Origin of the sequence: Actinoplanes sp. NPDC026619 (assembly GCF_040638295.1) — a bacterium.
Classification (GTDB): Bacteria; Actinomycetota; Actinomycetes; order Mycobacteriales; family Micromonosporaceae; genus Actinoplanes.
Map to the genome: position 1 here is coordinate 192,197 of NZ_JBEZYA010000014.1, position 12,511 is coordinate 204,707.

Annotated in this window: 12 protein-coding genes and 1 pseudogene; 8 read left to right on the plus strand and 5 right to left on the minus strand. The window is 70.2% G+C overall.

The window, feature by feature from the left end:
- Window positions 1-16 precede the first annotated feature (16 nt).
- The 4 genes from AB0E90_RS28620 (at window position 17) to AB0E90_RS28635 (ending at window position 4,761) form a co-directional block, all read left to right on the plus strand.
- The gene (locus AB0E90_RS28620; protein ID WP_360412249.1) at window positions 17-1,243 is read left to right on the plus strand and encodes an MFS transporter; all 1,227 of its coding nucleotides are present in this window, start codon (window positions 17-19) and stop codon (window positions 1,241-1,243) included.
- 510 nt (window positions 1,244-1,753) lie between these two features.
- A complete protein-coding gene (locus AB0E90_RS28625; RefSeq protein ID WP_360412252.1) occupies window positions 1,754-2,503 on the plus strand; it encodes an aquaporin in 750 nt (249 codons plus the stop codon).
- 39 nt (window positions 2,504-2,542) lie between these two features.
- Window positions 2,543-3,088 (plus strand): PadR family transcriptional regulator, encoded by a 546-nt coding sequence (locus AB0E90_RS28630; protein ID WP_360412255.1) that lies wholly within the window; start codon window positions 2,543-2,545, stop codon window positions 3,086-3,088.
- Window positions 3,085-4,761, plus strand: coding sequence for an acyl-CoA dehydrogenase family protein (locus AB0E90_RS28635; protein ID WP_360412258.1), 1,677 nt, complete (start codon window positions 3,085-3,087; stop codon window positions 4,759-4,761). The genes AB0E90_RS28630 and AB0E90_RS28635 overlap by 4 nt, the downstream gene beginning before the upstream one ends.
- Window positions 4,762-4,765: 4 nt before the next feature.
- On the opposite strand, the gene AB0E90_RS28640 is transcribed toward AB0E90_RS28635, so the two are convergent.
- Window positions 4,766-5,782: an acyl-CoA desaturase gene (locus tag AB0E90_RS28640; RefSeq protein ID WP_360412261.1), complete on the minus strand. Its 1,017-nt coding sequence runs from the start codon at window positions 5,780-5,782 to the stop codon at window positions 4,766-4,768.
- Window positions 5,783-5,881: 99 nt separating this feature from the next.
- On the opposite strand from AB0E90_RS28640, the gene AB0E90_RS28645 reads away from it, so the two are divergent.
- The 4 genes from AB0E90_RS28645 to AB0E90_RS28660 all read left to right on the plus strand — a co-directional run bounded on the left by AB0E90_RS28645 (window position 5,882) and on the right by AB0E90_RS28660 (window position 9,420).
- Complete coding sequence (locus tag AB0E90_RS28645; RefSeq protein ID WP_360412264.1) at window positions 5,882-7,147, plus strand: sensor domain-containing protein; 1,266 nt, start codon at window positions 5,882-5,884, stop codon at window positions 7,145-7,147.
- Window positions 7,120-7,755 (plus strand): response regulator transcription factor, encoded by a 636-nt coding sequence (locus AB0E90_RS28650; RefSeq protein ID WP_360412267.1) that lies wholly within the window; start codon window positions 7,120-7,122, stop codon window positions 7,753-7,755. Before AB0E90_RS28645 ends, AB0E90_RS28650 begins: the two co-directional genes overlap by 28 nt.
- A gap of 141 nt (window positions 7,756-7,896) precedes the next feature.
- Window positions 7,897-8,556 (plus strand): DivIVA domain-containing protein, encoded by a 660-nt coding sequence (locus tag AB0E90_RS28655; RefSeq protein WP_360412270.1) that lies wholly within the window; start codon window positions 7,897-7,899, stop codon window positions 8,554-8,556.
- A gap of 126 nt (window positions 8,557-8,682) precedes the next feature.
- Complete coding sequence (locus tag AB0E90_RS28660) at window positions 8,683-9,420, plus strand: GAF domain-containing protein (RefSeq protein ID WP_360412273.1); 738 nt, start codon at window positions 8,683-8,685, stop codon at window positions 9,418-9,420.
- Window positions 9,421-9,435: 15 nt separating this feature from the next.
- Here AB0E90_RS28660 and AB0E90_RS28665 read toward each other — a convergent pair whose 3' ends face one another.
- The 4 genes and pseudogenes from AB0E90_RS28665 to AB0E90_RS28680 form a co-directional block, all read right to left on the minus strand.
- On the minus strand, window positions 9,436-10,374 hold the full coding sequence (locus AB0E90_RS28665) for a M20/M25/M40 family metallo-hydrolase (RefSeq protein ID WP_360412276.1): 939 nt from the start codon (window positions 10,372-10,374) through the stop codon (window positions 9,436-9,438).
- A gap of 122 nt (window positions 10,375-10,496) precedes the next feature.
- A pseudogene (locus AB0E90_RS28670) lies at window positions 10,497-10,876 on the minus strand (hypothetical protein).
- A gap of 173 nt (window positions 10,877-11,049) precedes the next feature.
- Window positions 11,050-11,214: a hypothetical protein gene (locus tag AB0E90_RS28675; RefSeq protein WP_360412279.1), complete on the minus strand. Its 165-nt coding sequence runs from the start codon at window positions 11,212-11,214 to the stop codon at window positions 11,050-11,052.
- A gap of 123 nt (window positions 11,215-11,337) precedes the next feature.
- The gene (locus AB0E90_RS28680; RefSeq protein ID WP_360412282.1) at window positions 11,338-12,483 is read right to left on the minus strand and encodes a helix-turn-helix domain-containing protein; all 1,146 of its coding nucleotides are present in this window, start codon (window positions 12,481-12,483) and stop codon (window positions 11,338-11,340) included.
- Window positions 12,484-12,511 lie beyond the last annotated feature (28 nt).

Here is a 12,511-nt window from a genome sequence, read left to right on the forward strand (position 1 = left end):
CGCATAAAGTCGCGCGGTGACCACCGTTGCCGAACGCGTCCTGCCCGCTCGCCTCGGCAACCCGTTCCGGTGGCTGCTCGCCTCGTCGTGGGTCTCCAACCTCGGCGACGGCATCGCGGTCGCGGCCGGTCCGCTGCTGGTCGCGGCGCTCACCGACGACCCGTTCCTGATCTCGATGGCGGCGCTGCTGCGCTGGCTGCCACCGCTGCTGTTCGGGCTGCACGCCGGCGTTCTCTCCGACCGGCACGACCGCCGGCGGATCGTGATGATCGCCGACGGCAGCCGGGTCGTCGTGCTCACCGCGCTGGTGGTTCTGCTGGCCACCGACCGGCTCACCGCCGCGCTCGCGCTGGTCGCGCTAGGCCTGATCGCCACGGCCGAGGTCTATGCCGACAACACCGGCTCGACCCTCACGCCGATGCTCGTGCACCGCGACGATCTGGCGCTGGCCAACGCGCGCATGCAGTTCGGCTTCCTGACGCTCAACCAGCTGGCCGGGCCGCCGATCGGGGCGTTCCTGTTCGCGGCCGGGTACCTGTGGCCGTTCCTCACCCAAGGCATCCTGGTCCTGGCGGGGGTGCTGCTGGTCGCCCGGGTGCGGCTGCCCGCCGCCGCGCGGGAACGTCCGGCCGCGTCCGGCACTTGGCGAGAAGTCCGTGAGGGCATCGTGTGGACCGCGCGGCATCCCGCCGTACGCACGCTGGTCCTGACGATTTTGATCTTCAACTTCACCTTCGGCGCCGCCTGGTCGGTCCTGGTGATCTACGCATCCGACCGCCTCGGCCTGGGCCCGACCGGGTTCGGCCTGCTCACCACGGTGTCGGCGGTCGGCGGCCTGCTCGGCACCGGCCTGTACGGCTGGATCACCGCCCGGGTGAGCCTCGGCAACGTGATGCGCATCGGCCTGATCATCGAGACCCTGACCCACCTGGCGCTCGCCCTGACCACGACCCCGTGGGTGGCGATGCCGGTGTTCTTCGTCTTCGGCGCACACGCCTTCGTCTGGGGCACGACTTCGGTGACCGTCCGCCAGCGAGCCGTCCCGACCGAGCTGCAGGGCCGGGTGAGCAGCGTAAACACGATCGGCGTCTTCGGCGGCCTGGTAGTCGGCTCAGTGATCGGCGGCACCCTGGCCACGCAGTGGGGCGTAACGGCCCCGTTCTGGTTCGCCTTCGGCGGCTCCGCCGTCTTCCTGGTCCTGCTGTGGCCCCAACTAACCCGAATCGCCCATTCGTCCCACTAACCCAAACAACCCCAGCGCCGCCCGCACGCGCCCCCCGCGCCCCGCGCACCCCGCACCGCGCAATCCGCAAGGGCACCCCGCGCACCCCGCGCCCCGGGCACCCCGCGCCCCGCGCACCCCGCGCCCCGGACACCCCGCGCCCCTCGCACCCCGCGCCCCTCGCACCCCGCGCGCCCTCGCGCCCCCCGCACTCCGCCCCGCGCCCCGCGCCCCGCGCCCCGCGCCCCGCGCCCGATCTTGGAGACTTCGTGCTCGCAGCGCGCACCAACTGTCCAAGGTCGACAAAGGTTCGTCGAAATGGCCGATAAGCACCATTTGTCAGTGGGCCCGGCCCATCAAATGGACAGCAAATCCACCCTGCGGGACTTTCCGTCGGCATTCGGGACGCGTGCCCAACCTTTGAAGATCGAGTCCAGCATGCGGGCTGCCGCACACCGAGGTCGGGGACGCGGGGCTCGACGGGACCATCGGCCCTGCTCAAGCGGTGAGCCTCTCGGCCATTCTCGAGTTGTGAAGATCGACTGGCGGCCCACTCGCGGCGACATGCGGGCCGCGCTGGTCGAGTTCGTTCTGACCACGCTGTTCTTTGCGGCCGTCTTCGGGCTCGTGCGGTGGGGGATCGGCGCGATGGCGGCCGGGGGCTCTGCTGCTGAGCTTCGGGTTCGCGTCGTTGTCGTCTCGATGGTGGTTGGGCTGGTCATCGTGGGGTTTGCGACGTCGCGGGCGGGGCGGTTCTCCGGTGCGCACATGAATCCGGCGATCACGCTCGGGCTGTACGCGTTCGGGAGCTTTCCCGGGCGCCGGGTCGTGCCCTATCTCGTCGCCCAGTCGGCCGGCTCGGTCGCCGCGGCCGGGATCACCTGGCTGGCCTGGGGCAGGGCCGCCACCACCTCGGTGGTGCAGCCGGCTGCCGGCTGGGGCGGGGCGGCCGTGTTCGTCGCCGAGGCCGCGACCCTTGCCGTGATCGTGGCGACTATGTGCTGGCTGACGGCGAACCGTCCCGCCTGGCGGTGGCCGGGGCCGTGGATCGTCGGGGGGCTGTTCGGCGTGCAGGGGGCGGTGCTCGGCACGTTCACCGGTGGCTCCGCCAATCCGATGCGGCAGCTCGGGCCGGCCCTGTTCGCCGGGCAGTTTCACCTGCTCGCGGTCTATCTGCTTGCCCCGATCGTGGGCGCGATGATCGCCGGCTGGGTGTCCTGGCGCCTGCAGGTCCGCAGCCTTCCCGCCCTCGCCGCGGAACCGGTCGCCGCCCATCGATGAACGCTTGCTATGCAACGAGTTGCATAGCAAGATGGCGTCATGGCGCTGGAGCACGCGATCCTGGTCTCGCTGCTGGAGCAGCCCGGGTCGGGTTATGAGCTGGCCCGCCGGTTCGAGCGGTCGATCGGCCGGTTCTGGACGGCCACCCACCAGCAGATCTACCGCGTGCTGAAGCGGATGGAGGCCGACGGTTGGGTCACCGGGCTCGACATCGGCCAGGACGGCCGGCCTGACAAGCGGTCCTACCAGGCCTCCGACGCCGGGCGCGAGGCGCTCACCGAGTGGCTGCGGGCGCCCGTGCAGCCCGAGGCGGTCCGGCACGATCTGGCCGTCAAGATCAGAGGCGCCGCGTTCGACGACGCGGCGGGGCGGGTCCGGCTCATTGATGAGGTACGCCGTTATCGCGCCACCCACGAGGAGACCCTCGCCCGCTATTTGGTCAGCGAGCAACGTGACTTTCCCGCGCCGTCAAGTAACGGGCAGGACCTGCAATACGTCGTGCTGCGCGGCGGGATCGCTTATGAGCGGATGCTGCTCGACTGGCTCGACGACGTACTCGAAACGCTCTTGAAAGGTTTGCCGTGATCCTCAATCCGCGCACCTATGACCCTGCGCATCTCGACGCCGAATCGCGGCGGCTGCTGCGCGCGACCGTGGACTTCTTCGAGGAGCGCGGCAAGAAGGCGCTCATGGCCGGCTATATCGACCGCGCCTGGTATTCCGACTTTCTCGACTTCGCGGCGAAGGAGGGGCTGTTTGCGACGTTTCTGACGCCGGCGGCCGACGGCGGCGGGGACACGCGCTGGGACACCGCGCGCAACGCCGAGCTCAGCGAGATCCTCGGCTTCTACGGGCTTGACTTCTGGTACACGTGGCAGGTCACGGTGCTGGGCCTCGGGCCGGTGTGGCAAAGCGCGAACGAAAAGGCCCGCGCGCACGCCGCTCAACTGCTCGCTGACGGTCACGTGATGGCATTCGCGCTGTCCGAGCGCGGCCACGGCGCCGACATCTACGCCACCGACATGGTGCTCACGCCGGCCGGCGACGGCGGATTCGTCGCGAACGGCACCAAGTACTACATCGGCAACGGCAATGTCGCCGGGCTCGTGTCGGTGTTCGGGAAGACCCCCGACGGCTACGTCTTCTTCAAGGCCGACAGCCGCCATCCCGCTTATCACCTGATCGACAACGTCGTGAACAAGCAGATGTACGTGAGCACGTTCGAGCTGCGCGACTATCCCGTCCGTGAAGAAGACATCCTGCACAGCGGGCCGGCCGCGTTCGATGCCGCGCTCAACACGGTCAACATCGGAAAATTCAATTTGTGTACGGCGGCGATCGGCATCTGCGAGCACGCCATGTACGAGGCGGTCACCCACGCGCACCGCCGGATGCTGTACGGCAAGCCGGTCACCGACTTCGCGCATGTACGGCGGGAGCTTTCCGACGCGTACATCCGGCTGGTTGCCATGAAGCTCTTCAGTGACCGCGCCGTCGACTATTTCCGCTCGGCCGGTCCCGACGACCGCCGTTATCTGCTGTTCAACCCGATGACCAAGATGAAGGTCACCACCGAGGGTGAGAAGGTCATCGACCTGATGTGGGACGTGATCGCGGCCAAGGGCTTCGAGAAGGACACCTACTTCGACAAGGCCGCGATGGACATCCGCGGGCTGCCGAAGCTCGAGGGCACCGTGCACGTCAACCTGGCGCTGATCCTGAAGTTCATGCCGAACTACCTGTTCAACCCGCTCGAGCTGCCCGAGGTCCCGGCCCGGCCGGACGCCGCCGACGACGAGTTCCTGTTCCGGCAGGGCCCGGCGCGCGGGCTCGGCGCCATCCGCTTCCACGACTGGCGGATCGCCTTCGACGCGCATGCCGAGCTGCCGAACGTGGCCCGCTTCCGCGAGCAGGCCGACGGCTTCTGCGATCTGCTCCAGGACCACGCCCCGACCGCCGAGCAGCAGAAAGACCTCGATTTCCTGCTGTCGGTCGGCCACCTGTTCGCGCTGATCGTCTACGGCCAGCTGATCCTCGAGAAAGCCGGCGACCCGGTCCTGATCGACGAGATCTTCGCGGTTCTGATCCGCGACTTCTCGGCGTACGCCACCGAGCTGCACGGCAAAACTGCCACCACCGAGTCGCAGGCCGCCTGGGCCCTCGCGCACGTCCGCCGCCCGGTCTCGGACGAGACGCGGACGGCGGAGGTGTGGCGTCAGGTGGTCGCGCTGGTCGGCGCGTACGAGATGAAGCCGTAGCGGGTCAGGCGCGCAGCGGCGCGCCGACCTCGTGCAGGTGCCGCAGCGCCTGGCGGTAGGACTCGATCAGGGTGGTTTCCTCGTAGGCGACGCCGACCTCGGCGCAGTACTCGCGCACGATCGGCTGGACCTTGCGCAGGTTCGGGGTCGGCATGCCCGGGAACAAGTGGTGCTCGATCTGGTAGTTCAGACCACCCAGAGCAACATCGACAAACCAGCCACCGCGTACGTTCCGGGAGGTCAGCACCTGCTTGCGGAGGTAGTCCTCGGTGCCGTCCGGGTGCGGCATGCCCTTGTGGTTCGGGGCGAACGTCATGCCCAGGTAGACGCCGAAGAGCGCCTGGTGCACCACGATGAAGGCGACTGCCTGCAGCGGCGAGAGCACGATGAACAGCGCGCTCAGGTAGGCCACCGCGTGGATGATCAGCAGTGCGGCTTCCAGGCCCGGCCGCTTGACGGTGCGGGCCCGGATCGCCTTGACGCTGGAGACCTTGAGGTCGATGCCGAGCAGGGTCAGCAGCGGGAAGAACAAGCCGGCCTGGTGGCGGGTGATGAAGGCGGCCAGGCCGCGCCGGCCGAGCGCTGACTTCGTCGCCCAGATCAGCACCTCGGGCGCCACGTCCGGGTCGAGGTCGTCGTGGTTCGGGTTGTTGTGGTGGCGGGTGTGCTTGTCCATCCACCAGCCGTAACTCATCCCGACGCCGATGTTGCCGGCCAGCCGCCCGGCGATCTCGCTGGGGCGCTTGGTGCGGAACACCTGCCGGTGGGCGAGGTCGTGGGCGACCAGCGCCAGCTGCGCGAACGCCACCGAGAGGAAGGCGGCCACCAGCAGCGTCCACCACGAGGACCCGACCAGGAAGAAGGCAGTCCAGCCGGCCACCACCATCAAAGACACCAGGCTCAGCCGTACGGCGTAATAGGCCGGCTGCCTTCGCAGCAGGCCTTGCGCGTTGACCCGGCGGTTCAGTTCCGCGAAGTCGCTGCCGGTGGAAGCTCGCGATCCCGTTGAGGTTGCCGTCATCCGCACAGTCTTCGGGAGAACGGCCGCGCGAACAGGAGTGGAGAGCCCCCGTCGGGTTGGGGTGCCAGCACCCTTGCCCGGCGCGGGATGATGGACGGCATGACGCTCGGGAATCGGATACGCACCGGCCTGAGCGCCATCGCGGACAGCTTCCTGGTGACCGGCCTGGCCGGCCTCAACGTGCCGGTTCTCGCGGTCTGGCTGACCGGGCTGGTGCTCTGTCCGGTTCCGGTGCTCGGGACCGATCTGCTCAACGTGGCCACCAGTGTCGTGCGGTGGCGTGCCAATCTCGAGCGCCGGCTGGCCACCCGGGCCGGCGTGCCGATCCGCCGTCCCTATCACCCGCCGCCGGACCGCCGCGAGCTCGGCACCCGCCGCTGGCTGCGCTGGATCATCACCGACCCGGCGACCTGGCGGGACATGGCGTGGCTGCTGCCGGGGGCGCTGATCACGACCGCGCTCGGGCTGGTCGTCCTGGCCCTGACCGGTTACGGCATAGCCGGCGTGACGCTGCTGCCCCTCTGGCTCTACATCAGCAATCTCTGGTTCGGGTACGGCCTGTACTGGCCGACCGGGAACCACGAAGAAGCGTGGCTGGCGCTCCCCCAGGGGCTCCTCCTCCTCGCGATCGCCCTGGTCGTGGCGCCGCTGCTGCGCCGGACAGCGTTCAAGTTCACCCGGCTGTTCCTGGCGCCGACGGCCGCCGCCGAGTTGCGGCTGCGCGTCGCTCACCTGACCCTGACCAGGGCCGATGCCAACGATGCCCAGGCCGCCGAGCTGCGCCGCATCGAGCGCGACCTGCACGACGGCGCCCAGGCCCGGATGGTCTCGGTCGGCATGACGATCGGGCTGGCCGAGCGGCTCGTCCGCCGTGATCCGGCGGCGGCGCTCAAGCTGCTCGCCGAGGCGCGGGCGTCGAGCACCACCGCCCTCGCCGAGCTGCGCGACCTGGTCCGCGGCATCCACCCGCCGGCCCTGGCCGAACGCGGGCTGGAGGGTGCGGTCCGCGCCCTGGCGGTGAGCCTGCCGGTGCGCACCGACGTCACCTCGCAGCTGCCCAGCCGGTTGGACACCCCGGTCGAGTCGGCCGTCTATTTCGCGATCGCCGAGGCGCTGGCCAACATGAGCCGGCACAGCCGGGCCGGTTCGGCCTGGGTGACCATCGAATACGCGGACGGCACCCTGGTCGCGCAGGTCGGCGACGACGGGGTGGGCGGCGCCGACGCGACCCGTGGCACCGGACTGCACGGCATCGAACGCCGGCTCGGCGCCTTCGACGGCACGGTGGCGATATCCTCCCCGCCGGGCGGCCCGACCGTTCTTACCATGGAGGTGCCGTGCGGGTTGTCATCGCCGAGGACCTGACGCTGCTGCGCGACGGGCTCACCCGGCTGCTGAAGGCGTTCGACTTCGACGTGGTCGAGGCGGTCGACAACGGTCCGGCGCTGCTGCCGGCGCTGCTCGATCATCGGCCGGACGTGGCGATCGTCGACGTGCGGCTGCCACCGACGTACACCGACGAGGGTTTGAAAGCGGCCATCGCCGCCCGGGCGGTGATTCCCGGCCTCCCGGTGCTGGTGTTGTCCCAGCACGTCGAGCCGCTCTACGCCCGGGAACTGCTCACCGACAGCCGCGGCGCGGTCGGTTACCTGTTGAAGGACCGCATCTCGGACGTGGAGCAGTTCGTTCAAGCAGTGCAGCAGGTGGCGGCGGGCGGGACCGCTTTCGACCCCGAGGTCGTCACCCGGCTGCTGGCCCGCCGGGAACCGCTCGCCGGCCTCTCGCCTCGGGAAACCGATGTGCTCCGGCACATCGCCGAGGGCCGCTCCAACGCGGCCATCGCGGCGCGGCTGTTCATCACCGAGAAGGTCGTGAGCAAGTACATCAACAACATCTTCACCAAGCTCGGCATGCCACCGTCGGACGACGACAACCGCCGGGTCCTGGCCGTCCTCAAATTCCTGGACGCCTGATCCGGCCCCTGCCGGGCGTAGACTGAGGGTTATTCAGGACCTACCTGGAGCTGCAGATTGCCGCCGGTCAGCGACGTGGCTCACAACCGTCCTGAATAACCCTCACTGCGAAACAGATTCGATTGCCTCTCGAGGAGCCACATGCCGCTGACGCCGGCCGACATCCACAACATGGAGTTCCGGAAGTCTTCGATCGGCCGCCGGGGCTACGACGAGGAGGAGGTCGACTCGCTGCTGGACGCGGTCTCGCACGAGATGATCAAGCTGCTCGAGGAGAACGACATGCTGCGCGAGCGCGCCCGCCTCGCCGACGCGGCCGCTCCCCCGCGGGAAAACCTGGACGGCGCCGCCGAGGCCGAGCTCTCCGCGGTGAGCGACGAGCTCAACCGGGCTCGCCAGGCCTGCGACCGGGCCGAGCAGAACGCCCAGTCCCTGCACGGCCGGCTCACCGACGCCCGCCGGGCCGCGGCCACCCCCGCGCCGGCGCCCACCCCGGCCCCCGCCAACGATCGGGTTCTCGCGGTCGCCCAGCGCACCGCCGACCAGCACATGAACAGCGCTCACCAGCACGCCCGGGAGCTGCTCCAGGACGCGAACGCGGAGTCCGAGCGGATCACCGAGGACGCCCGGAAGATGGCCTTCGACCTGGGCGAGGACTCGCAGCGGCGGGACAGCGACGCGCTGGTCGAGCTGGAGACGCGGCACATCGCCCTGCAGAAGCAGGTGAGCGAACTGGCCCTGTTCGCCGAGAACTATCGGGCCGCTCTGGTGCACCATATACGCCGTCAGGATGAGATCTGACGAAGCCGGTTTGGTGTAGCGTTCGGGTATTCGATTCGTTTGGGTGACTTGGCTCGGGTAACTCCGTGGATTCGCCTTCGATCCCGGAACGGGCCGCCGTGCTTGACGCACGATCGGAGAGTCCCCGTGATCTCTTCCACTCCCGACACCGGCCCGCCCCCGCCCAAGGCGGACGTGGCACAACTGGCCGCAACGCTCCGCGCCGCCGGCGGCAAGTCCGCGGTCTGCCGCCATCTGAGGTTGGCGATCGGCCCCGCCTCCGGAGTCGGGCTGATGATGTTCGCCTGGCCGGGCCGCCAGCGGGTGGTCAACGTCGACGGGCCGTTCATCGAGCCGGTCGAGGACCTTCAGATCGACCTCGGCCAGGGGCCCTGCTTCGACGCGGTGCGCACCGGCCGGCCGGTGCTCGTCGATGATCTGGCCGCGACCAGCGCGACCCTGCGATGGGCGGCCCTGACCGTGCCGGCCCGGCGCCACGGCGCCGCCGCGCTCTTCTCGTTCCCGGTGCTCGTCGGCGACCTTCCGGTCGCCGTTCTCGATCTCTGCCGCGGCTGGCCGGGCCCGCTCTCGCTGGACCACCAACGACTGATGATCCTGCACGCCGCGGCGACCGCCAGCCTGCTGAGCGACGAGGCGCCCGAGCCGGCCGTCCCGCTCGACGACGTCCGCCTGCACCGGGCCACCGGCATCGTCATGGGACAGATCGGCACGAACGCCGCGGCCGCCGCGCGCCGGTTGCGCCGGCACGCCTCCGGCCAGGGCCAGGAGCTGACCGACGTCGTCGACGCGGTGCTGGCCGGCGAGCTGCGGTTCGACTCCCCCGCCCGACGCCCGCGGGCAGGTGCGTGGCCGGCACCACGGTGACGGCCACGCCCCCCGTCAGCCCGCCAGCGTCCAGACGACGCTGGCGATCGCGTTCGTGGCCAGGGCCACGCTGCCGCTGTCGACGTCGGTCAGGTTGTCGCACGCCTTGTGGTAACAGGCGCCCAGCTCGTTGAGGCTGCGCACCGAGCTGACCCCGGTGACGTCGACCCCGGCGTTCTTGAACGCGGCGTGGTCCGACCGGTCGTCGGTGTCCAGCGACGGGTTGACCGTGATGCCCTTCGAGGTGAAGTACGACTGGAACGGCGCGTTCAGCCCGTTCGACTGGCCCTCGGCGTACAGGCTCCAGCCGACCGCCTTGCCGTTCTCCACCTTGTTGCCAACCATGTCGAAGTTGAGGTAGGCGTCGATCTTCGCGGCCCCGCCGCCGGCCAGGTGCGACACGTAGTAGGCGGAGCCGACGTCACCCTGCTCCTCGGCGCCCCAGAAGCCGAAGCGTATGCGCTTGGCCGGCTGCAGGTTGGACTGCGTGATCGCGGCGGCGTCGGCCAGCAGGGCAGCGACCCCGGAGCCGTTGTCGTTGATGCCCGGCCCGGCCTTCACCGAGTCGGAGTGCGCACCCGCCATGATCACGTGATTGGCATCGCCGTACGGCCACTCCGCGATGACGTTGGACGCCTTCTTGCCGCCGGTGGTGAAGCTCTGCACGGTGGTCGTCCAGCCGAGCGCGTCGAGCTGCGCCTTGATGTAGTTCACCGTGGAGGTGAACCCGGCGCTGCCGATGACCCGGGTGTTGCTGCTGGCCGTGGCGAAGCTCATCAGCTGCGTCAGGTGCGCCATCGGCACCGCGGCGTCGATCACCGGCGGAGCAGCAACCGCCGCCGGGGCGGCGGCCGGGGCGACCGTGGCCGCGCCGGCGTACGTCGCGCCGGTGACCGCGAGCGCGGCGGTCAGCGCGGCAGCCGCACCAGCGAGGGCGAACTTGCGAACCCGCATCGTTCCTCCAAAGGGGGGATTGAGGAGGAACGTAATGTAGACATCCGCCGCCCCATATTGATAGATAACAATTGATATATACGACCGGCGGGCGGGAACTGTGCTCCCGCCCACCGCGGTCGTCACCCCTCGGCGAACATCCCCTTCCGCTCCGTCTCCACCATCAGGCTCATCGCGTGCTCGACCGCCGCGATCAGCACGGTCTTGACCGAATCGCGATGCCGGGCGTCGCACGCGACCAGTGGCACGTCCGCCCGGATCGCCATTGCCTCGTGCCGGGCACCTTGGACGCGTCGTCGACACCCTGCCCGGCCGAGGTCATCAGCGCCTCGGTGGTCAACGGCTCGATCTCGGAGACCGCACCGACGAGCGTCGTCTTGCCGACGCCGAAGCCGCCGGCAATGACGATCTTCGCGGCGGTGATCTCGCTCGGTGCCCTGCCCGCACGCTCGCGGCTGAGACCCGGCCGGACCGGCACCCGGCGCTGGATCGCCGCCAGCATGCCCTCGGTCTCGGCCGAGCTGAGCGGCTCGACGTACGCCTCCTGCACGGCGTCACTCGCCACGTGCCGCTGACCGCGCGCCGTGCTCAGCGCCCGGCTGAAGACCTTGTCGACGGTCTGGCGGTAGAACGACTCGAAATCCGCGGCGCGGTACGGCTCGTCCGCCAGGCCGATCACGTACCGGTCCTGTCCGGTCTCCGGCGGCTGCTGCTTTCGACGGTTATGGTTCCGCCGGCTCCCTCCTCGATGATGCGCACGTCGTCTCCGGCGCGATCCAGCAGTGCGGCGATGTCGGCTCGGCGCGAGCGTTCTCGCGCCAGGGCGATCAGGTCACACATGATTCGGACACTCCCTGCGGCAATGACGGACAGCACCGTCCACCAAGCTCCAGACATGAGGCCTCCGGCGTCAGCTTCTTGCCCGAAGCACGTCCATAGCGGACCTGATGTCTACCGAGGTCGCTATCTTCCCGCAATCTGAGACGGCGGGTGGGTGAGGGCGAGCTGGAGTTCGAAGCGGGCGGTCGGGTCGTCGAGGGCGGGGCCCAGCAGGTCGCGCAGGCGGTTGAGGCGGTAGCTGACCGTCTGGGGGTGAACGTAGAGCTCCGCGGCCACCGCCGCCCGAGAACCCCAGTGGCGCAACCAGGACTCCAGCGTGACCAGGAGTTGTTCGCGCTGGCCGGGGCGCAGGGCGGCCAGCGGGCCGAGGCGGCGGGCGGCCAGTGCGGCCAGTGCGCCCGGTTCGCCCCGCAGCGCGAGCGCGGCGAAGTGGTCCTCCACGAAGACGCCGGGGCCGATCAGCTCGGCGGCGCGTTCGGCCAGCCGGACCGCGCCGGGAACCTCGGTCCACGAGACCGCCGGGCCGATCACCGCGGCCCGGCCGGCCAGCGATTCGGCCAGGTCGGCCCGCTCGGTGCGCGGGCCGGCGCACAGCAGCAGCACCGCGTCGTGGGCCCGCTCGGCCACCACGCCGTCGGCGGCGAAGCGGAACCGGGCGTCGCGGGCCTGGTCGGGCGGGAGCAGGACCGGGACCACCCGGTCGAGGCCGGGCCAGCCGATCGCGGCCACCGCCTCGCGGGCGGTCTCGGCCGGGGCGCCGCCGTTCAGCAGCAGGTCGGCGGCCCGGCGGCGGCGCCGGTCGCCCTCGCCGGCCTGTTCGCGCAGCTGGCGGGCCAGGCCCTCGGTGCAGGCCGCGGCAAGCTCGTCGACGAAGGCGCTGGTGGCGTCGGAGAGATCGATGATCTCCTCCACGGTGACCGGACGGGTTTCGGTGAGCGCCTGCGACGCGGTGCGCAGCAGCAGGCGGGCGGCCATCCGGAGGGCGGCGAGCAGCACCTCCGGGCCGTGGTTCTCGCGGGCCTCGGCCGCGCCGAGCGCGACGAACACCTCGCGGATCCGGGGTGGCAGGGCCGGTTCGTCGGTGCCGGCCAGGTCGAGGAAGCGGTCCAGGGCGACCTGGACGGCGGTGGTGACGTCGCGCTCGAACTTCGCGCCGGTGGCCGGGTTGATCCCGGCGACCGCGGCGGCGATGACCGGGACGGTGTCCGGCAGCCGGGGGCGCATGGCGGCGGCCAGATCGGCCGGCACGCGCCGCCACGGAGTCGTCATCGGCCATTTTTAGCACGGCGTGATAACT

What these genes read in the sequence shown, in the direction of transcription:
- AB0E90_RS28630 (WP_360412255.1), top strand. Translation starts at nt 2,543, where the DNA reads ATGGCGCTGGAGCACGCGATCCTGGTCTCGCTGCTGGAGCAGCCCGGG.
- AB0E90_RS28640 (WP_360412261.1), bottom strand. Translation starts at nt 5,782, where the DNA reads ATGACGGCAACCTCAACGGGATCGCGAGCTTCCACCGGCAGCGACTTC.
- AB0E90_RS28645 (WP_360412264.1), top strand. Translation starts at nt 5,882, where the DNA reads ATGACGCTCGGGAATCGGATACGCACCGGCCTGAGCGCCATCGCGGAC.
- AB0E90_RS28655 (WP_360412270.1), top strand. Translation starts at nt 7,897, where the DNA reads ATGCCGCTGACGCCGGCCGACATCCACAACATGGAGTTCCGGAAGTCT.
- AB0E90_RS28665 (WP_360412276.1), bottom strand. Translation starts at nt 10,374, where the DNA reads ATGCGGGTTCGCAAGTTCGCCCTCGCTGGTGCGGCTGCCGCGCTGACC.
- AB0E90_RS28675 (WP_360412279.1), bottom strand. Translation starts at nt 11,214, where the DNA reads ATGTGTGACCTGATCGCCCTGGCGCGAGAACGCTCGCGCCGAGCCGAC.
- AB0E90_RS28680 (WP_360412282.1), bottom strand. Translation starts at nt 12,483, where the DNA reads ATGACGACTCCGTGGCGGCGCGTGCCGGCCGATCTGGCCGCCGCCATG.